Source organism: Mesocryomonas lacus (assembly GCF_055730135.2).
The window spans coordinates 336,265-356,998 of sequence record NZ_JBUZWE020000005.1 but is presented as its reverse complement, the minus strand read 5'-3'; the positions used below and the strand labels follow the sequence as shown (position 1 = coordinate 356,998).

Annotated in this window: 20 protein-coding genes; all 20 read left to right on the top strand. The window is 63.8% G+C overall.

Translation table 11 applies throughout. The features are described 5' to 3' along the window. Window positions 1-42 precede the first annotated feature (42 nt). A complete protein-coding gene (locus tag ACZLZY_RS10750) occupies window positions 43-609 on the top strand; it encodes a Uma2 family endonuclease (protein WP_472933537.1) in 567 nt (188 codons plus the stop codon). 127 nt (window positions 610-736) lie between these two features. Then, window positions 737-1,777, top strand: coding sequence for an NADH-quinone oxidoreductase subunit NuoE (gene nuoE / locus ACZLZY_RS10745; RefSeq protein WP_472933536.1), 1,041 nt, complete (start codon window positions 737-739; stop codon window positions 1,775-1,777). Window positions 1,778-1,804: 27 nt separating this feature from the next. Further along, window positions 1,805-3,118, top strand: coding sequence for an NADH-quinone oxidoreductase subunit NuoF (gene nuoF / locus ACZLZY_RS10740; protein ID WP_472933535.1), 1,314 nt, complete (start codon window positions 1,805-1,807; stop codon window positions 3,116-3,118). A gap of 2 nt (window positions 3,119-3,120) precedes the next feature. After that, window positions 3,121-3,435 (top strand): pentapeptide repeat-containing protein, encoded by a 315-nt coding sequence (locus ACZLZY_RS10735; RefSeq protein ID WP_472933534.1) that lies wholly within the window; start codon window positions 3,121-3,123, stop codon window positions 3,433-3,435. A gap of 1 nt (window position 3,436) precedes the next feature. Then, complete coding sequence (gene nuoG, locus ACZLZY_RS10730) at window positions 3,437-5,512, top strand: NADH-quinone oxidoreductase subunit NuoG (protein ID WP_472933533.1); 2,076 nt, start codon at window positions 3,437-3,439, stop codon at window positions 5,510-5,512. 11 nt (window positions 5,513-5,523) lie between these two features. Next, the gene (gene nuoH / locus ACZLZY_RS10725; protein WP_472933532.1) at window positions 5,524-6,573 is read left to right on the top strand and encodes an NADH-quinone oxidoreductase subunit NuoH; all 1,050 of its coding nucleotides are present in this window, start codon (window positions 5,524-5,526) and stop codon (window positions 6,571-6,573) included. Further along, window positions 6,573-6,788, top strand: coding sequence for a hypothetical protein (locus tag ACZLZY_RS10720; protein ID WP_472933531.1), 216 nt, complete (start codon window positions 6,573-6,575; stop codon window positions 6,786-6,788). Before nuoH ends, ACZLZY_RS10720 begins: the two co-directional genes overlap by 1 nt. Before the next feature lie 3 nt (window positions 6,789-6,791). Next, complete coding sequence (gene nuoI / locus ACZLZY_RS10715) at window positions 6,792-7,283, top strand: NADH-quinone oxidoreductase subunit NuoI (protein ID WP_472933530.1); 492 nt, start codon at window positions 6,792-6,794, stop codon at window positions 7,281-7,283. Between the two features lie 118 nt (window positions 7,284-7,401). Beyond that, a complete protein-coding gene (locus tag ACZLZY_RS10710; protein ID WP_472933569.1) occupies window positions 7,402-8,016 on the top strand; it encodes an NADH-quinone oxidoreductase subunit J in 615 nt (204 codons plus the stop codon). Window positions 8,017-8,041: 25 nt separating this feature from the next. Next, window positions 8,042-8,350 (top strand): NADH-quinone oxidoreductase subunit NuoK, encoded by a 309-nt coding sequence (gene nuoK / locus ACZLZY_RS10705; RefSeq protein ID WP_472933529.1) that lies wholly within the window; start codon window positions 8,042-8,044, stop codon window positions 8,348-8,350. A 6-nt stretch (window positions 8,351-8,356) separates the two neighbouring features. Further along, window positions 8,357-10,378 carry an NADH-quinone oxidoreductase subunit L gene (gene nuoL, locus ACZLZY_RS10700; RefSeq protein ID WP_472933528.1) on the top strand — a complete coding sequence of 674 codons (2,022 nt, stop codon included), beginning with the start codon at window positions 8,357-8,359 and terminating at the stop codon, window positions 10,376-10,378. Further along, window positions 10,378-11,889, top strand: a complete 1,512-nt coding sequence (locus tag ACZLZY_RS10695) for an NADH-quinone oxidoreductase subunit M (protein WP_472933527.1) — start codon at window positions 10,378-10,380, stop codon at window positions 11,887-11,889. Before nuoL ends, ACZLZY_RS10695 begins: the two co-directional genes overlap by 1 nt. Window positions 11,890-11,901: 12 nt before the next feature. Next, a complete protein-coding gene (nuoN, locus tag ACZLZY_RS10690; protein ID WP_472933526.1) occupies window positions 11,902-13,344 on the top strand; it encodes an NADH-quinone oxidoreductase subunit NuoN in 1,443 nt (480 codons plus the stop codon). After that, window positions 13,341-14,093 (top strand): biotin--[acetyl-CoA-carboxylase] ligase, encoded by a 753-nt coding sequence (locus tag ACZLZY_RS10685; RefSeq protein WP_472933568.1) that lies wholly within the window; start codon window positions 13,341-13,343, stop codon window positions 14,091-14,093. Before nuoN ends, ACZLZY_RS10685 begins: the two co-directional genes overlap by 4 nt. A 116-nt stretch (window positions 14,094-14,209) precedes the next feature. After that, window positions 14,210-15,868, top strand: coding sequence for a ribonuclease J (locus tag ACZLZY_RS10680; RefSeq protein ID WP_472933525.1), 1,659 nt, complete (start codon window positions 14,210-14,212; stop codon window positions 15,866-15,868). Window positions 15,869-15,990: 122 nt separating this feature from the next. Further along, on the top strand, window positions 15,991-16,389 hold the full coding sequence (gene mce / locus ACZLZY_RS10675) for a methylmalonyl-CoA epimerase (protein WP_472933524.1): 399 nt from the start codon (window positions 15,991-15,993) through the stop codon (window positions 16,387-16,389). A 2-nt stretch (window positions 16,390-16,391) separates the two neighbouring features. Beyond that, on the top strand, window positions 16,392-16,661 hold the full coding sequence (locus ACZLZY_RS10670; protein WP_472933523.1) for a DUF1467 family protein: 270 nt from the start codon (window positions 16,392-16,394) through the stop codon (window positions 16,659-16,661). 516 nt (window positions 16,662-17,177) lie between these two features. After that, window positions 17,178-18,500 carry a proline--tRNA ligase gene (gene proS / locus ACZLZY_RS10665; RefSeq protein WP_472933522.1) on the top strand — a complete coding sequence of 441 codons (1,323 nt, stop codon included), beginning with the start codon at window positions 17,178-17,180 and terminating at the stop codon, window positions 18,498-18,500. Then, a complete protein-coding gene (locus tag ACZLZY_RS10660; protein WP_472933521.1) occupies window positions 18,497-19,804 on the top strand; it encodes a lipoprotein-releasing ABC transporter permease subunit in 1,308 nt (435 codons plus the stop codon). Before proS ends, ACZLZY_RS10660 begins: the two co-directional genes overlap by 4 nt. Beyond that, complete coding sequence (locus tag ACZLZY_RS10655) at window positions 19,801-20,511, top strand: ABC transporter ATP-binding protein (protein WP_472933520.1); 711 nt, start codon at window positions 19,801-19,803, stop codon at window positions 20,509-20,511. The genes ACZLZY_RS10660 and ACZLZY_RS10655 overlap by 4 nt, the downstream gene beginning before the upstream one ends. Window positions 20,512-20,734 lie beyond the last annotated feature (223 nt).

The following is a 20,734-nucleotide window of genomic DNA, read 5'->3' as shown; positions in this document are numbered from 1 at the left end:
TCGCCAGTCCTTGGCTGGCTCTGGATGTGATAAGGTGAAGGCATGAGCGCCGAAGCCGCCAGAACAGCCGCGATGAGCGCGGACGAATTCTTCACCTGGGCCGAAAGCTGGGGTGAGGGCGAACGCTATGAGCTGATCGAAGGGGACGCCGTCCGTCTGCAGTCGGAGCGGGTGAGCCACGCCGAACGCACGGCGACCATTTGGCTCGCCTTGCGGCAGGCGATCCAGGCAAACGGGCTTGACTGCCGCGCTTTCCCCGATGGGGTTGGCATTAAAGTCAGCGACCGGACGGTGCGCGAGCCCGATGCATTGGTGCAGTGCGGTCCCTACGACCGTGAGAAGACATACGCCCCAAACCCGGTCGTTGTGGTCGAGGTGATCTCGCCCTCCAGCGTTCGGACGGATGTCGACCGAAAACTGATTGATTACTTCTCGGTGCCGTCGATCCTGCACTACCTCATCGTCTACGACGACCGGCGGGTGATCCATCACCGGCGGGACTGTGCAGACGGCGAAATCACCACCCGATTGCTCGGGGCCGGTAGCACGATTGTGCTGACGCCACCGGGCATGGAACTGACCGTCGAGAGCCTGTTCGCAGACCCGTGACGATAAGTCCGACAATTGATTTCCGATAGCCCGATGCTGCGGCTTTCGGACACTGGCCTTTTGCGGCGCGTATGTTAGAACGCGCCGCAACATCACGTTTAGAAACAAACCAAAAAGCCGAGGTCCGATGTCAGTCAGACGTCTCGCGGAAGACAGTGTCCAGCCCGCCAGCTTCGCCTTTTCGGCCGATAATTCGACCTGGGCGGAAGACACGATCCGTAAGTATCCGGAAGGGCGCCAGCAGTCCGCCGTGATTCCGCTGTTGATGCGGGCTCAGGACCAGGATGGTTGGGTCTCCAAGCCCGCGATCGAGCACATCGCCGGCATGCTGCAGATGCCGCTGATTCGGGTGCTCGAGGTCGCGACCTTCTACACCCAGTTCCAGCTGAAGCCGGTGGGGACGAAGGCGCACATTCAGGTCTGCGGAACGACGCCGTGCATGCTGCGCGGCTCGGACGCGCTGAAGCGCGTCTGCCAGTCCAAGATCCACCACGACCAGTTCCATCTCAACGCTTCCGGCACGCTGTCCTGGGAAGAGGTCGAGTGCCTCGGCGCCTGCGTCAACGCGCCGATGGTCATGGTGTTCAAGGACACCTACGAAGACCTGACGCCGGAGCGGCTGGAGCAGATGATCGATGCTTTCGAGCGCGACGAGGCCGTCAAGGTCGGTCCGCAGATCGATCGGCATCTGTCGGCGCCCGAGGGCGGCCTGACGTCGTTGACGTCCGAGGAGAAGCCTAAGGGCGAAGCGGCGGCGCAGGATGGCGGATCCAGAGAGGGCGCGTCTAGCGAGACGGTGCCTTCAAACGCAGGTCGTCCGACGACGCATGCGCCTGAGACCGATCCGAGCATCGCAGCGCCAGGCAAGGCAAACCAGAACAACGTCCCGCAGTCGGTCGAGACGGCCGAGAGCATCGACCCGTCCAAGGGCGCGCACGTGCCGGGCGCCGGCCATACCGGAGGCTCCGAGGGCGGGCCGACGGGCGCGGGCGACAAGGAAGACGACGCCACCAAGGCGGCGACGACCGAGGCTTCGGATAAGGGTGGCCTGGAGCCGGGCCAGTCGGCAGCGGCGCCGTTTGCGAAGAAGCGCAACGACGCCGATGCGCCGACGGAAGGCGCACGCGTCAGCGATGATGCTTCGCCGGCGCCGGAAAAGGCCAAGTGATGCGGTCGACAGGACGGGGAGTCTGAGATGCTTCAGGACAAGGATCGCATCTTCACCAACATCTACGGCCTGAAGGACAAGAGCCTGCAGGGCGCAATGTCGCGCGGCCATTTCACCGATACCGCCGAGCTGATCGGCAAGGGCCGCGACTGGATCATCAACGAGATGAAGGCCTCCGGCCTTCGCGGCCGTGGCGGTGCCGGCTTCCCGACCGGACTCAAATGGTCGTTCATGCCGAAGGAGTCGGACGGCCGTCCGCACTACCTCGTCGTCAATGCGGACGAGTCCGAGCCGGGCACCTGCAAGGACCGCGACATCATGCGCAACGACCCTTTCACGCTGCTGGAAGGCTGCGTGATCGCCGGTTTCGCGATGGGCGCGCATGTCTGCTACATCTATGTCCGCGGCGAGTACGTGCGCGAGCGCGAGGCGCTGCAGCTGGCGATCGATGAGCTGTACCAGGCCGGCAAGCTCGGCAAGGACAACGGTTCCGGCTGGGACTACGATATCTACGTCCACCATGGCGCGGGTGCCTACATCTGCGGCGAGGAGACGGCGCTGCTCGAGAGCCTCGAGGGCAAGAAGGGCCAGCCGCGCCTGAAGCCGCCGTTCCCGGCGAACATGGGCCTCTACGGCTGCCCGACGACCGTCAACAACGTCGAGTCGATTGCCGTTGCGCCGACCATTCTGCGCCGCGGCGGCGCCTGGTTCGGCGCGCTCGGCCGCGCCAACAACACCGGCACCAAGCTCTTCTGCATCTCCGGTCACGTCAACAAGCCGTGCACCGTCGAGGAAGAGATGGGCATCACCTTCCGCGAGCTGATCGACACGCATTGTGGCGGCATTCGCGGCGGCTGGGACAATCTGCTCGCCGTCATCCCCGGCGGCTCCTCGGTGCCGCTCGTGCCGGCGGCCGACATCATCGACTGCAAGATGGACTTCGACGGCTTGAAGGACATCAAGACCTCGCTCGGCACCGCCGCGGTGATCGTCATGGACAAGTCGACCGACATCGTGCGTGCCATCGCGCGTCTCAGCTATTTCTACAAGCACGAGAGCTGCGGCCAGTGCACGCCGTGCCGCGAGGGCACCGGCTGGATGTGGCGGTTGATGGAGCGCATGGTCGTCGGCAATGCCGAGAAGCGCGAGATCGACATGCTGCTCGACATCACCAAGCAGGTCGAGGGTCACACCATCTGCGCGCTCGGCGATGCGGCGGCTTGGCCGATCCAGGGCCTGATGCGTCATTTCCGTGCCGAGGTGGAGCGCCGCATCGACGAGTTCTCCGCCAACAAGGCGCCGGGCGTAAACCGTCCGCTGATCCTCGAAGCGGCGGAGTAGAGATGACGGAGATCATCGGCCGCGCCGACGTTTTGACGGTCCAGAAGGCGGACATCTCGCATTCGGCGTTTTCCGACACGGACCTGTCGGAAGCCCGTTTCGAGAACGTCGACCTGTCGGGCGCCGAGATCACCAGTGCGGACCTGGCGGGCACCTTGTTCACCGACGTCGACATGACCGAGGCCCGGTTCAAGAACGCCAACTTCACGGACGCCGCCTTCGACAACGTCAATACGGATGGCATGACGATCAACGGTATCGCCGTCGCCGAACTGTTCGCTGCGTACACCGCGGCGAAAGACCCACGAGGCAACTGACATGGCCAAACTCAGAGTCGACGGCACCGAGATCGACGTTCCCGACCACTATACGCTGTTGCAGGCGGCCGAAGAGGCCGGTGTCGAAATCCCGCGCTTCTGCTTCCACGAGCGGCTGTCGATCGCCGGCAATTGCCGCATGTGCCTGATAGAGGTGAAGGGCGGACCGCCGAAGCCAGCGGCCTCCTGCGCCATGAACGTGCGCGACCTCAGACCCGGTCCGAACGGCGAGAGCCCGGAAATCTTCACCAACACCCCGATGGTGAAGAAGGCCCGCGAGGGCGTGATGGAATTCTTGCTGATCAACCATCCGCTGGATTGCCCGATCTGCGATCAGGCCGGCGAGTGCGACCTGCAGGATCAGGCCATGGCCTTCGGCGCTGACAACTCGCGCTACCGCGAGAACAAGCGCGCCGTTGAGGACAAGTATATCGGTCCGCTGGTCAAGACGATCATGACCCGCTGCATCCACTGCACGCGCTGCGTCCGCTTCACGACCGAGGTCGCCGGCATTTCCGAGCTGGGCCTGATCGGCCGCGGCGAGGACGCCGAAATCACGACCTATCTCGAGAACGCGATGACGTCGGAGTTGCAGGGCAACGTCATCGACCTCTGCCCGGTCGGCGCGCTGACCTCGCGCCCCTACGCCTTCCAGGCGCGCCCGTGGGAGCTGACCAAGACCGAGAGCATCGACGTGATGGATGCCGTCGGCTCGGCGATCCGCGTCGACACGCGCGGCCGCGAAGTCATGCGCATCCTGCCGCGCATCAACGAGTCCATCAACGAAGAGTGGATCTCCGACAAGACCCGCTTCGTCTGGGACGGCCTTCGCACCCAGCGCCTCGACAAGCCTTATGTCCGCAAGGACGGCCGCCTCGTCGCCGCCTCCTGGTCGGACGCGTTCGCGGCGATCAAGGCCAAGGTTTCCGCCACCACCAGCGCCAAGGTTGGTGCGATCGCCGGTGATCTCGCCTCGATCGAGGACATGTGGGCGATGAAGCGGCTGATGGGCGAACTCGGCTCGTCCAGCATCGACTGCCGCCAGGATGGCGCCGCACTCGATCCGTCAGACGGCCGGGCGTCCTACATTTTCAACACGTCGATCGCCGGCATCGAGGATGCCGACGCGCTGCTGATCATCGGCGCGAACCCGCGCTACGAGGCATCCGTGCTCAATGCGCGCATCCGCAAGCGCTGGCGGATGGGCGGCTTCCCGATCGGCATGATCGGCGAAAAGATCGACCTCCGCTACGACGCTGTTTATCTCGGCGCCGGGCCGGATACGTTGTCGAACATCGAGGGCGCCAACCGCGGCTTCTACGAGGCGCTGATGGCCGCGAAGAAGCCGATGATCATCGTTGGCCAAGGCGCGCTCACCGGCAGCAACGGCGCAGCCGTTTTGGCGGCGGTAGCTGCGCTCGCCCGCGAGATCGGGGCTGTCGGCGAGGGCTGGAACGGCTTCAACGTCCTCCACAATGCGGCGTCGCGCGTCGGCGGCCTCGACATCGGCTTCGTGCCGGGCGAGGGCGGCCAGACCGCGGCCGAGATGGCCCGCGGCGGTGTCGATGTGCTCTTCAACCTTGGCGCCGACGAGATCGACATCGCGGCTGGTCCCTTCGTCGTCTACATCGGCACGCATGGCGACAAGGGTGCCCACCGCGCCGATGTCATCCTGCCGGCTGCGGCCTACACCGAGAAGTCGGGGACCTGGGTCAATGTCGAGGGCAGGGCGCAGACCGGCAGCCGGGCGGCTTTCCCCCCAGGTGACGCGCGTGAAGATTGGGCGATCCTGCGGGCGCTGTCGGCGGTCCTCGGCAAGACCTTGCCGTTCGATTCGCTCTCGGCACTCCGCGCCGATCTCTACGGGAGCCACGCGCATCTCCGCTCGAACGCGGTGGTCGCTGCCGACGCATCGGTCATCACGACGCTCGCCGATCGCGCGGAGACCCTTTCCGGTCCGTCCTTCGTGTCGGGCACCGGCGATTTCTATCTGACCAACCCGATCGCCCGCGCCTCCAAGGTGATGGCGGAGTGCTCGCAGCTCGCGCATGCCGAACACCTGCAAGCCGCGGAATAGGGAGAGGGACCATGACTGACTTCTTCTCCGTCTACGCCTGGCCCGCGATCGTCATCATCGCCCAGTGCCTGCTCTTCCTCGTCGTCCTGCTGGTGCTCATCGCCTACATCCTGCTTGCCGATCGCAAGATCTGGGCGGCGGTGCAGATGCGCCGCGGACCGAACGTCGTTGGCCCCTGGGGACTGTTCCAGTCCTTCGCCGATCTCCTGAAGTTCGTCCTGAAGGAGCCGGTGATCCCGGCCTCTGCCGATAAGGCAGTGTTCCTTTTGGCACCGCTCGTGGCAGTGACGCTCGCACTCGCGACCTTCGCCGTGGTGCCAGTCGCCGACGGCTGGGTGATCGCCGACATCAATATCGGCATCCTCTACATTTTCGCCATCTCCTCGCTCGAGGTGTACGGCGTGATCATGGGCGGCTGGGCGTCGAACTCGAAGTACGCCTTTCTCGGCGCGCTTCGCTCGGCCGCGCAGATGGTGTCCTACGAGGTCTCGATCGGCTTCGTCATCGTCACGGTTCTGCTCTGCGTCGGCTCGCTGAACCTCACCGACATCGTCCTCGCCCAGCGCGACGGCGTCGGCACGATGATCGGCTTGCCGAACACGTTCCTCGACTGGCACTGGCTGTCGCTGTTCCCGATGTTCATCATCTTCTTCATCTCGGCGCTCGCCGAGACGAACCGGCCGCCTTTCGATCTGCCGGAAGCGGAGTCCGAGCTCGTCGCGGGCTTCATGGTGGAGTACGGCTCGACCCCGTACATGATGTTCATGCTCGGCGAGTATGCCGCTATCACCCTGATGTGCTGCCTGACGACGATCCTCTTCCTCGGAGGCTGGCTCCCGCCTTTCGCTTTCGCGCCGTTCACCTGGGTCCCGGGCATCATCTGGTTCCTTGCTAAGGTGGCGCTGGTGTTCTTCATGTTCGCGATGGTCAAGGCCTTCGTGCCGCGCTACCGCTACGACCAGCTGATGCGGCTGGGTTGGAAGGTCTTCCTGCCGATCTCGCTCGGGATGGTCGTCATCGTCGCCTTCGTGCTGAAGCTGACGGGCTGGGGTCCGGCGTGATGACCGCCGCCATCATCGGTGCGATCATCGGCCTTCTCGTCGGTATCGCAGACTTCGTGGTCCTCGGGGCAGCCGGCCGCGCCAATGCGCGCGCTGCCGCCTCGGGACCGCTGAAGCTGATCCGCATCATGTCGCTCTTCGTCTTCCCGATTGTCGGCTGGTTCGTCGGCCCGATCGTGGCGGAGAGCCTGTCCGCTTCAAGCCTTGGGGGCTGATCCATGACCGCCGTCACCCAGACCATCAAGTCGCTGTTCCTCGTCGAGTTCGCCAAGGCGTTCGTGATGTCGATGCGCTACTTCTTCGCGCCGAAGGCGACCATCAACTATCCCTTCGAGAAGAACCCTCAGAGCCCTCGCTTTCGTGGAGAGCACGCTCTGCGCCGTTATCCCAACGGCGAAGAGCGCTGCATTGCCTGCAAGCTCTGCGAGGCGATCTGCCCCGCGCAGGCGATCACCATCGAGGCCGGCCCGCGCCGGAATGACGGCACCCGCCGCACGGTGCGTTATGACATCGACATGGTGAAGTGCATCTACTGCGGCTTCTGCCAGGAAGCCTGCCCGGTCGACGCCATCGTCGAGGGCCCGAACTTCGAGTTCTCGACCGAGACGCGCGAAGAGCTCTACTACGACAAGGACAAGCTCCTCGCGAACGGCGATCGCTGGGAGCGGGAACTCGCGCGCAATATTGCACTCGACGCGCCGTACCGCTAATCCGGGGCGGTGACGGGAAGGGCGCTTCGAGCTCTCCCCGAATCCCCGACATCGACAGACACGCAAGACGGCCAGCGGCAAAAGCCTTTGGCGAACGACGACAAGGAGCCCGACGATGCTGGGCCTGCAGGCACTTTTCTTCTACGTCTTTGCCGCCGTGACCATCGGCGCCGCCATCATGGTGGTGCTGTCGCGCAATCCGGTGCACTCGGTCCTGTTTCTGATTCTGACCTTCGTCGCTGCAGCGGGGCTGTTCCTGCTGACCGGTGCAGAGTTTCTCGCGCTGATCCTGATCGTCGTCTATGTCGGCGCGGTGGCGGTGCTCTTCCTGTTCGTCGTCATGATGCTCGATGTCGACTTCGTCGCGCTGAAGCGCGGTGCCCTCGACTACGCGCCGATCGGCGCGATCATTGGCATCGTGTTGCTCGCGGAACTCGTCATCGCGGTGACCGGCAATGTCTACTCGCCGAACCTTGCCACCGCGACCGCCTACCCGACGCCGGCGCTTGCGACGACCTCGAACATCGAGGCGCTCGGCTTCATCCTCTACACACGCTACGTCTACTTCTTCCAGATCGCCGGCTTGATCCTGTTCGTTGCGATGATCGGGGCGATCGTCCTGACGCTGCGCCACAAGGTCGGCATCCGCCGCCAGTCGATCCCGGAGCAGGTGGCACGCACACCGGAAACCGCGATCGAGATCCGCAAGGTCAAGAGCGGGCAGGGCATCTGATGTCGTCGGGGCAAGGATAAAGAACATGGAAGTCAGTCTCGGCCATTACCTCACCGTCGGCGCCATCCTCTTCGTGACGGGCGTCTTCGGCATCTTTCTCAACCGGAAGAACGTCATCACCATCCTGATGTCGATCGAGCTCATCCTGCTCTCGGTAAACCTCAACCTTGTGGCGTTCTCGGCCTTCCTGAACGATCTCGTGGGTCAGGTCTTCGCGCTGTTCATTCTCACGGTCGCGGCTGCGGAAGCGGCCATCGGCCTTGCAATTCTCGTCGTCTTCTTCCGGAACCGCGGCTCGATCGCGGTCGAAGACGTCAACACGATGAAAGGCTGATCGTCGATGTATCAAGCGATCGTCCTCCTGCCGCTGGTCGGCTTCCTGATCGTCGGCCTGTTCGGCAATCAGATGGGCGCCAAGGCGTCCGAGTACACGACCTCCGGCCTTCTCATCGTTTCGGCCATCCTGTCCTGGATCGCCTTCATCTCCTTCGGCTTCGGCGAGGGCGAGACGCTGCGCGTGCCGCTGCTGCAGTTCATCCAGTCCGGCACGCTCGACGTGTCCTGGTCGCTGCGGATCGACCGGCTGACGCTGGTCATGCTGGTGGTCGTGAACACGGTCTCGTCGCTCGTGCATGTCTATTCCATCGGCTACATGCACCACGACCCGCACCGGCCGCGTTTCTTTGCGTATCTCTCACTCTTCACCTTCGCCATGCTGATGTTGGTGACGTCGAACAATCTCGTCCAGATGTTCTTCGGCTGGGAGGGCGTCGGTCTCGCCTCCTATCTGCTGATCGGTTTCTGGTACAAGAAGCCGTCCGCCTCGGCGGCGGCGATGAAGGCTTTCATCGTCAACCGCGTCGGTGATTTCGGCTTCGCGCTCGGCATCTTCGCGATCTTCGTGATGTTCGGCTCGGTCAACCTCGACACCATCTTCGCCGGCGCGGCCGATATGGCCGCACAGCTGGGTGCTGGCGCGGCGCATGGTGCGGAGGCTGCCGCCGCCACCGCCGAGCCTGCCGCCAACGCGATGTCGCATGCGATCTTCACCTTCGCCGGATACTCGCTGACCACCGGTGGTGCGATGACCGTCATCTGCCTCCTGCTGTTCATGGGCGCCATGGGCAAGTCGGCGCAGCTCGGCCTGCACACCTGGCTGCCGGACGCGATGGAAGGCCCGACCCCGGTCTCCGCGCTGATCCATGCGGCAACGATGGTCACCGCGGGCGTCTTCATGCTGGCGCGCATGTCGCCGCTGTTCGAGCTGTCGCATTCGGCGCTGACCTTCGTCACCTTCATCGGCGCGACGACGGCGTTCTTTGCGGCGACGATCGGCCTCGTGCAGAACGACATCAAGCGCGTCATCGCCTACTCCACCTGCTCGCAGCTCGGCTACATGTTCGTCGCGCTCGGCGTCGGTGCCTATGGCGCGGCGGTTTTCCACCTCTTCACGCACGCCTTCTTTAAGGCACTGCTGTTCCTCGGCGCCGGCTCGGTGATCCACGCGGTGGATGGCGAGCAGGACATGCGCCACATGGGCGGCCTTCGGAAATACATTCCGAAGACCTATTGGATGATGGTGATCGGCACGCTCGCGCTGACCGGCTTCCCGTTCACTGCCGGCTACTTCTCCAAGGACGCGATCATCGAGAGCGCCTTTGCCGGCCACAACGCCTTCGCGGGCTACGCCTTCGGCATGACGGTGATCGCCGCGCTGATGACCAGCTTCTACTCCTGGCGCCTGATTTTCCTTACCTTCCACGGCAAGCCGCGCGCCTCGCACGAGGTCATGCATCACGTGCACGAGTCGCCGATGGTCATGCTGGTGCCGCTGTTCATCCTGGCCGCCGGCGCGCTCCTGGCCGGTATCGTGTTCGAGCCGTATTTCCTTGGCGAGGGCTACAACGAGTTCTGGCGCACCGCGCTGTTTTCGGGACCGGAGAACCACATCCTGCACGACCGCCACGAGGTGCCGGGCTGGGTCATCGCGTCGCCGTTCGTCGCGATGGTCATCGGATTCGCTTTGGCCTGGCAGTTCTACATCCGCTCGCCGGGCACGCCGAAGAAGATCGCCGAGACGCACCGCGGCCTCTACGCCTTCCTCCTCAACAAGTGGTACTTCGACGAGTTCTACGACTTCCTGTTCGTCCGGACCGCCAAGCGCGTTGGCCGCTTCCTCTGGAAGACCGGTGACGTGAAGATCATCGACGGCTTCGGTCCCGATGCCATCTCTGCCCGCGTGCTCGATGTCACCGGTCGCGCGGTCAAGCTGCAGAGCGGCTACCTCTATCACTACGCCTTCGCCATGATGATCGGCGTCGCGGTCCTCGTCACCTGGATGATGGTCGGAGGAGCAAGCTGATGACCGGTTGGCCGATCCTCTCTGCCGTTACCTTCCTGCCGCTGGTCGGCGTCCTCCTGATCATGCTGGTCAAGGACGACAACGAACTCGCGCGCCGCAATGTGCGCAACATCGCGCTGATCACCAGCGTCTTCGTCTTCCTCCTGTCGCTCCTCATCTGGATCGACTTCGACAACAGCGTGACCGGCTTCCAGATGGTGGAGCAGGCGCAGTGGCTGGGCGAGGGCGGCATCAGCTATCACATGGGCATTGACGGCATCTCGATGCTGTTCGTGATCCTCACGACCTTCTTGATGCCGATCTGCATCCTTGCGAGCTGGGAGACCATCCAGACCCGCGTGAAGGAGTACATGATCGCGTTCCTCCTCCTGGAGACGCTGGTCGTCGGCGTGTTCTGCGCGATCGACATCGTCCTCTTCTACGTCTTCTTCGAAGGCTCGCTGATCCCGATGTTCCTGATCATCGGCGTCTGGGGCGGCAAGCGGCGCGTCTACGCCAGCTACAAGTTCTTTCTCTATACCTTCCTCGGTTCGGTCCTGATGCTCGTCGCCATCATGGCGATGTCCTTTACCGCCGGTACGACGCAGATCCCCGATCTTCTGGCCTACAACTTCCCTGCCTCGATGCAGACCTGGCTGTGGCTCGCCTTCTTCGCGTCCTTCGCGGTGAAGATGCCGATGTGGCCGGTTCACACATGGCTGCCGGATGCGCACGTCGAGGCGCCGACGGCAGGCTCTGTGATCCTCGCCGGCATTCTGCTGAAGCTCGGCGGCTACGGCTTCCTGCGCTTCTCGCTGCCAATGTTCCCGCTGGCCTCGGCCGACTTTGCGCCGCTGGTGTTCACGCTGTCGGTAGTGGCGATCATCTACACCTCGCTGGTCGCCCTGATGCAGGACGATATCAAGAAGGTCATCGCCTATTCCTCGGTGGCGCATATGGGCTTCGTGACCATGGGCATCTTCTCCGGCAATGATCAGGGCGTGCAGGGGGCAATCTTCCAAATGCTCTCGCACGGTCTCGTCTCCGGCGCGCTCTTCCTCTGCGTCGGCGTCGTCTACGACCGCATGCACACCCGCGAAATCTCCGCCTATGGCGGTCTCGTCAGCCGCATGCCGAAATACGCGACGGTGTTCCTGATCTTCACCATGGCAAATGTCGGCCTTCCCGGCACGTCGGGCTTCGTCGGTGAGTTCCTGACCATGATGGGCGCCTACCGCGCCAACACATGGGTCGCGATCTTCGCAACGACGGGCGTCATCTGGTCGGCCTGCTACGCGCTGTGGCTCTATCGCCGGGTGATCTTCGGCGAACTGGTCAAGGATAACCTCAAGGACATTCTTGATCTCTCGCGCCGCGAGAAGATCCTGCTCTATCCGCTGGTGGTGCTGACGATCTTCTACGGCGTCTACCCGATGCCGGTGTTCCATGCGACCGCAGCCTCGGTCGACGCGCTGGTGTCGAACTACACCGCTGCGATCGAGGCGGCCCATTCCCTCGCGCTGGCGCAGTAGCCGGAGACGATGATGACACCCGATTTCCTCTCCGCCAGCCTGCCGATGATCGGCCCCGAGATGATCCTCGCGGTGGGTGCGATGGCTCTCCTGATGCTCGGCGTCTTCATTGGCGAGAAGAGTGCCCGGCTGATCACCAAGCTGGCCGTGGTGCTTCTCCTCGTGTCTGCGCTCTGGCTGATGTTCGTGGCGCCCAATGGCGTCGCTTTCGGCGGATCCTTCGTGCTTGATCCGTTCGCGCGGTTCATGAAGGTTCTGGTGCTCATCGGCTCGGCTGCCGCCGTGGTGATGTCGGTGGGCTTTGCCGGCAGCGACCGTCTGGACCGCTTCGAGTTCCCCGTTCTCATCGTGCTGGCCACCGTCGGCATGATGCTGATGGTCTCGGCCGGTGACCTCATCGCGCTCTACATGGGCCTCGAGCTGCAGTCGCTCGCCCTCTACGTCATCGCCGCCTTCAACCGCGACAATGTCCGCTCCACCGAGGCGGGACTGAAGTACTTCATCCTCGGCGCGCTTTCCTCGGGCATGCTGCTCTACGGCGCGTCGATGGTCTACGGCTTCACCGGCCAGATCGGCTTCCAGCAGATTGCCGCGGCCCTGTCTGCCGAAGGCCGTTCTTTCGGTCTGGTCGTTGGCCTTGTCTTCGTGATCTCGGGCCTTGCCTTCAAGATTTCGGCTGTGCCGTTCCACATGTGGACGCCCGACGTCTACGAGGGCGCCCCGACACCGGTGACGGCGTTCTTCGCCGCGGCGCCGAAGGTTGCGGCGATGGCGCTGCTGACGCGCTTCACTGTCCAGGGCTTTGGTCCCTATACCGGCGACTGGCGCCAGGTCATCGTCTTCATCTCGATCGCCTCGATGGTGTTCGGCGCGTTCGCCGCGATCGGTCAGCGCAACATCAAGCGTCTGATGGCCTATTCCTCGATCGGCCACATGGGCTATGCGCTGGTCGGCCTTGCCGCCGGCGATGCGCTCGGCGTGCGCGGTGTCGTCATCTACATGGCGACTTACATGGCGATGACTCTCGGCACGTTTGCCGTCATCCTGGCGATGCGCCGGAAGAATGGCATGGTCGAGGAGATCCAGGAACTGGCTGGCCTGTCGCGGACCAATCCGATGATGGCGCTGGGTCTCACGGCGCTCATGCTGTCGCTGGCAGGCCTTCCGCCGCTCGTCGGTTTCGTTGGCAAGTACTACGTCTTCATGGCGGCTGTCGGCGCTGGTCTGGTTCCGCTCGCGGTCATCGGCGTCGTCGCGTCGACAGTGAGCCTGTTCTATTACCTGCGCATCGTGAAGGTGATGTGGTTCGACGAGCCGGCTGAAGGCTTCGTGCCGATGACGATCGAGCTGCGCGCCGTCCTCCTGATTTCGGCACTCTTCGTCTTCCCGCTCTACATCGTCATCGGACCCTCACTTCTGTCGGCGGCGACGGCGGCTGCGGGGACGTTCTTCTGACCTTGGCCCATCGGCCGCTTCGCCGGCGCCTCGCGCTCGACGAGGTTGGATCGACGAACGTCATCGCCCTCGAGGCGGCGCGGTCCGGGGATCCAGGTCTGCTGTGGGTTACTGCCGAACGCCAGTCTGCCGGAAAGGGCAGGCGGGCGCGCCCTTGGGTTTCCGAGCGGGGTAATCTATATACCAGCCTACTGCTGATCGACCCCGCTCCGATCGAGCATGTTTCGAACCTTCCGCTGGTCGCGGCGCTGGGTGTCCGGAACGGACTGGCATCGCTGGACAGCGGGGATCGCCGGAACATCCGGATCAAATGGCCGAATGATATTTTGATCGAAGGAAAGAAGACTGCCGGCATTCTTGTCGAGAGCGAACGCCTTTCGGATGGGCGCCTTGCGACGGTGATTGGCTGCGGTGTGAACGTCGCGAATGTTCCGGAAGGAACACCTTATCCCGTCACAGGACTGCGGCGCGAGGGGATGAGCGCCGAGGTGGCCGATGTGTTTGCCGCTGTGGCAACGGGCGTTGAGGACGCGATCGCCCTCTGGCGACGCGGATCGAATTTTGCGGCCGTCCGGCAAGCATGGATCTCCCATGCAGCCGGTATCGGCAGACCCTGCACCGTCAACCTGCCGGACCAGTCGGTTGCCGGGATCTTCGCCGATCTCGATCCGACCGGTCGGCTGGTGTTGGACGAGGCTGACGGCAACCGCCGTCTGGTATCGGCAGGCGATGTGTTTTTGCTGGGCTGAACGCGTGCGGGCACTGCGCACCTTCGGACCAAACGACGATTGGCGCATGGCGCCCTTGAGATGAACGACCCCACTGAAACGGCGGAATCGCCTTACGAAGATGAAGTGACAAGATATTGACAGAACTGGTATTTGTGCCGCTCGGCGGTATTGGCGAAATCGGTATGAATTTCGCCTGCTACGGCTACGGTCCCGAGCATGACCGCGAATGGATCATCGTCGATTGCGGCGTCTCCTTTGCCGGACCGGATCTTCCGGGCGTGGACCTGGTGTTCCCCGACATCCGCTTTATCCAGGAGCAGCGCGGCGCCCTGAAGGGCATCGTCATCACCCACGCGCACGAAGATCATTATGGCGCGCTGATGGACCTCTGGCCGATGCTGAAGGTGCCGGTCTATGCGACGCCGTTCACCGCGGCGCTGCTGTCGGCCAAGCGCGAAGGCGAGGCGGGTGCTGCCAAGATCCCCGTCACAATTTTTAATGCCGGCGATCGCTTCAAGGTAGGCCCGTTCGACATCGAGGCAGTGAACGTCACGCACTCGATCCCGGAGCCGGTGGCGCTCGCCATCCGCACGCCGCTCGGCACCGTCGTCCACACCGGCGACTGGAAGATCGACGCGACCCCGTCGCTCGGCAAGCCGACCGACGAGAAGCGGCTGCGCGAGATCGGCGAAGAGGGCGTTCTCGCCCTCATCTGCGACTCCACCAACGCCATGCGCGAAGGTGTCTCGCCGAGCGAGAAGGACGTGGTGAAATCGCTGCGCGAGGTGATTCAGGAAGCCAGCGGCCGTGTCGCCGTGACAACCTTCTCGTCAAACGTAGGCCGAATCCGGTCGATCTCGACCGCGGCTGAAGAGGCGGGCCGACAGGTCCTGCTGCTCGGCCGTTCGATGAAGCGGGTCGCCGATGTCGCGGGGGAGCTTGGCTACCTCGAGGGTCTGCCGGAGTTCCTGGGCGAGCAGGATTTTGGCTATATCCCGCGGGAAAAGGCAGTGATCATTCTGACGGGCAGCCAGGGCGAAGCCCGCGCGGCTTTGGCCCGCCTGTCGCGCGACGAGCATCCGTCGGTCGCCTTGTCTAAGGGGGATACGGTCGTGTTCTCGTCGCGGGCCATCCCCGGCAACGAGCGGGGCATCCTTGAGATCAAGAACGCACTGATCGACCGCGGCATCCTCATCGTCGAGGACAGCGACAAGCTGGTGCATGTTTCCGGCCACCCACGCCGCAACGAACTGCGCCAGATGTATGAATGGGTGAAGCCGAAGATCGCCGTTCCGGCGCATGGTGAAGCCGCCCATCTTTCAGCGCATGCCGAGCTCGCGCGCAGCCTTGGCGTTCCCGAGGTCGTGTCGATCCGCAACGGCAAGATGGTTCGGCTCGCGCCGGGCCGGGCCGAGGTGATCGACGAGGTGCCGGTCGGTCGCATCTACAAGGACGGCAACCTGATCGGTTCGATCGAGGAGATGGGCATCGGCGAGCGCCGCCGCGTCGCCCAGGTTGGCCACGTCACGGTGCTGATCGAGCTGACCAGCAAGCTGGAACTGCGCAACGATCCCGACGTCGTCTGCCTGGGCCTGCCGAAGTTCGACGTCGCCGGCGAGGAACTCGAGGAATTGCTGATCGATGCGGTCGCCGAGGCGATCGGCAGCATTCCGCGCGGTCGTCGCAAGGACCTGGAGTTGGTGCGCGAATCGGCGCGCCGGGCAACGCGTTCGGCGGCCTATTCGCACTGGGGCAAGAAGCCGATCGTCACGGTTTTCGTGACGCAGTCGTAAAAGCCGCTAATCTTTGAAATGATGGATGCCCGGGCGCAATGTCCGGGCATCTTGCTGTCGGCGGGGTGGTTCGATTGCCCTTGCGCTGCGGCGGGCGTGACTTGGGCGAGGGGAGAGACGCAATGCTGGGCAGGCTGAACCACGTGGCCTTGGCCGTGCCGGATCTTTCGGCCGCCATTGCGCGCTACCGCGATGCGCTTGGCGCCAGCGTCTCGGTGCCGCAGTCTCTGCCTGAGCATGGGGTGACCGTCGCCTTCGTTGACCTCGTCAACAGCCGGATCGAGCTGATGGAGCCGCTGGGCGACGCATCGCCGATCGCGGCTTTCCTCGCAAAGAATCCCCGCGGCGGGATGCACCATGTCTGCTATGAGGTGGACGATCTGGCGCGGGCGCGCGAAATGCTGCTGGCCGAGGGTGCCAGGGTGCTGGGTGAACCGAAGATCGGTGCCCATGGCCGACCGGTGATCTTCGTCCATCCCGCCGACATGCTGGGAACGCTGATCGAACTCGAGGAGATCTGAGAATGGGCTGGCCGACCGGATTGGCGATCTACTTCATCATCTGGTGGACGGTTCTGTTCGCCATACTGCCTATCGGTCTGCGCTCGCAGGGGGACGACAACCAGATCGTCGACGGCACGCCGGCGAGTGCGCCGACTCATTTCAGCTTTGCCCGGACGGCGCTGTGGACATCGGCGGTATCGCTGCTGGTGTTTGCGTTGTTCTACTGGGTGACCGAGGTTCTCGGCGTCGGACCCGCGAGCTTTCCAAACTTCCTGCCCGGGGCTGGTTGAAATCGCGCCCAGCTGGCGGCAGACGACCGCTATCTCAGCTTCGCTAAAATGCGCACAAAAAAAATGCAGAGCGCGAGCCCTGCATTTCCTGAAATGACGGTCCGGGTTTTCTACCAGCTACTCCGGCTGGGGCGCGAACCAAGGTTGCGCCGAAAACCACGTCCTCCCGAGACTAGACCGTGTTTAGAGCGTCTTTCCGACGTCCTTTTATGACCTGACGTTAGCGGCCTAAAAAGCGCTTGTCACGATAAATTTCAGTTTTATGACGGATGATATACACAGCTGGCGTCTGATTAAGCTTCTTCCGCCTCTTCCTCGTGCAAGGTTGCCGTGGCTTTTCAAGCGGGCAGTGGCGGGTTAAGAACCGTTTAAGAAACGGGTGGCCGGGGCGAAATGGGGACGCTGATTCCGGTTGGCACCGTCTGACATCCAGAAGTTTTCCCCTGTCGCCTTGTTCCAGCCCCATCACGGCAGCACGAGGCAGTCCTCGTTACATTCGGAAAGTGCGGTCCCAGCATGCGCATGTCGCGTTTCTTCCTGCCGATCCTCAAGGAAACCCCGAAAGAGGCTGAGATCGTCTCGCACCGGCTGATGTTGCGGGCCGGCATGATCCGCCAGCAGACCGCCGGGATCTACTCCTGGCTGCCGCTTGGCAAGCGCGTGCTCGACAAGATCTGCCAGATCGTGCGCGAGGAGCAGGATCGTTCGGGCGCCGTCGAGATGCTGATGCCGACGATCCAGTCGGCCGATCTCTGGCGCGAGAGCGGTCGCTATGACGACTACGGCAAGGAGATGCTGCGGATCGAGGATCGGCAGAAGAAGGATCTGCTCTACGGTCCGACGAACGAGGAGATGATCACCGACATCTTCCGCTCGTATGTGCGGTCCTACAGGGACTTGCCGCTCAACCTCTACCACATCCAGTGGAAGTTCCGCGACGAGGTGCGGCCGCGCTTCGGCGTGATGCGCGGGCGCGAGTTCCTGATGAAGGACGCCTATTCCTTCGACGTCGACTACGACAAGGCGAAGACCGCCTATGACCGGATGTTCGTCGCTTATCTCCGCACCTTCGAGCGGCTCGGCGTGAAGGCGATCCCGATGCGTGCCGATACCGGTCCGATTGGCGGCGAGCTGAGCCACGAGTTCCTCATCCTCGCCGCGACCGGCGAGAGCGGCGTATTCCTGCACCGCGACTATCTCGACCTTGCACCGCCGGGCGACGGGGTGGATTTTGACGATGCCGCCGGGCTTGCCGCGGTCGTCGAGGCCTGGACGACGCCCTATGCCGCGACCGAAGACATGCACGACGCGGCGGCCTTCGAGGTTGTGCCGGAGGCGGACCGGGTCGAGGCGCGCGGGATCGAAGTCGGCCACATCTTCCACTTCGGCACCAAGTATTCCGAGCCGATGAAGGCGCTGGTGACCGGCCCGGACGGCAAGGACACCCCGGTGTTCATGGGCTCCTACGGTATCGGCCCGAGCCGTCTGGTCGCGGCAATCATCGAGGCCAGCCATGACGACGCCGGCATCATCTGGCCGAAGGGCGTCGCGCCGTTCGATGTCGGCGTGATCAACATGAAGCCGGGCGACGCCGACTGCGACAAGGCCTGCGAGGATCTCTACCGCGACCTCGGCGCCGCCGGTTACGACGTCCTCCTCGACGACGAGGACACGCGGGCCGGCGCGAAGTTCGCGACGATGGACCTTATCGGTCTGCCGATCCAGGTGATCGTCGGCCCGCGCGGCGCCAAGGCCGGAGAGGCGGAGATCAAAATCCGCGCCACCGGGGAGCGCTTCGCCTTGCCGCTCGCCGACGTCCTCGCCCGTATCGCCGCGTGAGCGCCTTGGCGGAGACCGAGGTGAAGGGCCCGGCGCCGATAATCGGGGCGACGAAACCTTTCGCCCGGTTCGAATGGATGATCGCCGGGCGCTATCTCCGCTCGCGGCGCAAGGATGCCGGCGTCTCGGTCATCGCCGGCTTCTCCTTCATCGGCATCCTGCTCGGTGTCGCGGCGCTGATCATCGTGATGTCGGTGATGAACGGCTTTCGCACGGAGTTGCTGACACGCATTCTTGGCGTCAACGGCCACGTCATTATGCGGCCGATCGATACGCCACTCAACGACTTCGCGGAGGTCACCGACCGCATCGCGAAGGTGGCGGGCGTCACGAACGCCATGCCGCTGGTGCAAGGCCAGGCGCTGGTTAGCGGCAGCGGGGCCGCGCGGTCCTTTGCGCTGGTCAAGGGCGTGCGCGGCGATGACCTGATGAAGCTCGGGCCGGTGGCGAACAACGTCATTCTCGGCACCATCGGCAATTTCGACGCCAGCGGCGGCGTCGCCATCGGCAGCCGCCTGGCGCAGACGCTCGGCCTCAACCTTGGTGACAGCATCACCCTGATCTCGCCCGACGGCGACACGACACCGCTCGGCACCGTGCCGCGCGTCAAGGCCTATCCGGTGGTGGCAATCTTCGAGATCGGCCTCTCGGACTTCGATGCAGCCTATGTCTATATGCCGTTTCCGGAATCCCAGCTGTTCTTCAACGCCGAGGGGCAAGCGCAGTCGATCGAGATCTTCGCATCCGACCCGGATGACGTGCGCAATCTCCAAGGCCCTGTCGAGCAGGCGGCCGGGCGGCCGAACTACACGACCACCTGGCAGCAAGACAACCAGTCCTTCTTCTCGGCCCTGCAGGTCGAGCGCAACGTCATGTTCATCATCTTGACGCTGATCGTGCTGGTGGCAGCGCTCAACATCATCTCCGGCCTCTTCATGCTGGTGAAGGACAAGGGCCGCGACATCGCTATTCTCCGTACGATGGGGGCGACGCGGGGCTCGGTGATGCGGGTGTTCTTCATCACCGGTGCGTCGATCGGCGTGTCCGGAACGCTCGCCGGCCTGTTTCTCGGGGTCGTCTTCTGCCTCAACATCGAGAACATCCGGCAGTTCTTCTCCTGGGTTTCCGGCAAGAGCCTGTTCGACCCCGAGTTTTATTTCCTCAGCCGGCTTCCGGCGGAGATCGACGTCAGCGAGGTGGCGCTAGTAACCGCCATGGCGCTCGGCCTCTCCTTCCTCGCGACGATCTTCCCATCCTGGAAGGCGTCGACACTCGATCCCGTCGAGGCACTGCGCTACGAATGACCGACAAGCCCCAGTCCCTCCGCCTCGAGAACGTCAGCCGCCACTATGCCCAGGGCGAGGAGAAGCTCGTCATCCTGGATGCTGCTGATTTCGCGATTGAGCCTGGCGAGATGGTGGCGCTGGTCGCGCCGTCCGGTGCGGGCAAGTCGACGCTGCTGCACATTGCCGGCCTGCTCGAGCGTCCGACCGAGGGCGAGGTCTTCATCAACGGGGAGGCCTGCGGCAGCCTCGGCGACCAGCGCCGTACCCAGATGCGGCGCCAGTCGATCGGCTTCGTCTACCAGTTCCACCACCTTCTGCCGGAGTTCTCGGCGTTGGAGAACGTCATGCTGCCGCAGCTGATCTGCGGCCTCGGGCATAAGGAAGCGGCCGAGCGGGCGCAGCAGCTGCTCGACTACATGCGCGTCGGCGCACGGGCCAGCCACCGTCCGGCCGAGATGTCCGGCGGTGAGCAGCAACGCGTCGCCATCGCCCGTGCGGTCGCCAACAGCCCCTACGTGCTCCTGGCCGACGAGCCGACCGGCAATCTCGACCCGACCACCGCCGGCTACGTTTTCGACGCGCTGACGGCGCTCGTGCGCCAGTCGGGCGTCGCTGCCCTCATCGCCACGCACAACCATATGCTGGCCGCCCGAATGGACCGGGCGATCACTCTGGAGGGCGGCAAGATCGTGCCCTTCGTGCTCGACGACGCGCACCGCTTCTAGTCCGCCCCCATTTCAGCCGCGAGGAAGCGCCCACCGGACAGATCCGGCGGACGCGTCGTCGCGTCCTTAACCATGTCTCGCATGCCCAGGTCCGTCACCTGCCGGACGGACCGACACCGCTTGACTCAGCGGCCACAAAGGAACAAAAAGAGAACACAGAACAAGTAGGGAACACTCCGATGCTGCTTTTCGCCAAAGACCTCGCCTCGCTTGCCGCCATCGC

Excerpts from the sequence above, each read along its gene's own strand:
- ACZLZY_RS10750 (WP_472933537.1), top strand. The coding sequence starts at position 43 with ATGAGCGCCGAAGCCGCCAGAACAGCCGCGATGAGCGCGGACGAATTC.
- nuoE (WP_472933536.1), top strand. The coding sequence starts at position 737 with ATGTCAGTCAGACGTCTCGCGGAAGACAGTGTCCAGCCCGCCAGCTTC.
- nuoF (WP_472933535.1), top strand. The coding sequence starts at position 1,805 with ATGCTTCAGGACAAGGATCGCATCTTCACCAACATCTACGGCCTGAAG.
- ACZLZY_RS10735 (WP_472933534.1), top strand. The coding sequence starts at position 3,121 with ATGACGGAGATCATCGGCCGCGCCGACGTTTTGACGGTCCAGAAGGCG.
- nuoG (WP_472933533.1), top strand. The coding sequence starts at position 3,437 with ATGGCCAAACTCAGAGTCGACGGCACCGAGATCGACGTTCCCGACCAC.
- nuoH (WP_472933532.1), top strand. The coding sequence starts at position 5,524 with ATGACTGACTTCTTCTCCGTCTACGCCTGGCCCGCGATCGTCATCATC.
- ACZLZY_RS10720 (WP_472933531.1), top strand. The coding sequence starts at position 6,573 with ATGACCGCCGCCATCATCGGTGCGATCATCGGCCTTCTCGTCGGTATC.
- nuoI (WP_472933530.1), top strand. The coding sequence starts at position 6,792 with ATGACCGCCGTCACCCAGACCATCAAGTCGCTGTTCCTCGTCGAGTTC.
- nuoK (WP_472933529.1), top strand. The coding sequence starts at position 8,042 with ATGGAAGTCAGTCTCGGCCATTACCTCACCGTCGGCGCCATCCTCTTC.
- nuoL (WP_472933528.1), top strand. The coding sequence starts at position 8,357 with ATGTATCAAGCGATCGTCCTCCTGCCGCTGGTCGGCTTCCTGATCGTC.
- ACZLZY_RS10695 (WP_472933527.1), top strand. The coding sequence starts at position 10,378 with ATGACCGGTTGGCCGATCCTCTCTGCCGTTACCTTCCTGCCGCTGGTC.
- nuoN (WP_472933526.1), top strand. The coding sequence starts at position 11,902 with ATGACACCCGATTTCCTCTCCGCCAGCCTGCCGATGATCGGCCCCGAG.
- mce (WP_472933524.1), top strand. The coding sequence starts at position 15,991 with ATGCTGGGCAGGCTGAACCACGTGGCCTTGGCCGTGCCGGATCTTTCG.
- ACZLZY_RS10670 (WP_472933523.1), top strand. The coding sequence starts at position 16,392 with ATGGGCTGGCCGACCGGATTGGCGATCTACTTCATCATCTGGTGGACG.
- proS (WP_472933522.1), top strand. The coding sequence starts at position 17,178 with ATGCGCATGTCGCGTTTCTTCCTGCCGATCCTCAAGGAAACCCCGAAA.
- ACZLZY_RS10655 (WP_472933520.1), top strand. The coding sequence starts at position 19,801 with ATGACCGACAAGCCCCAGTCCCTCCGCCTCGAGAACGTCAGCCGCCAC.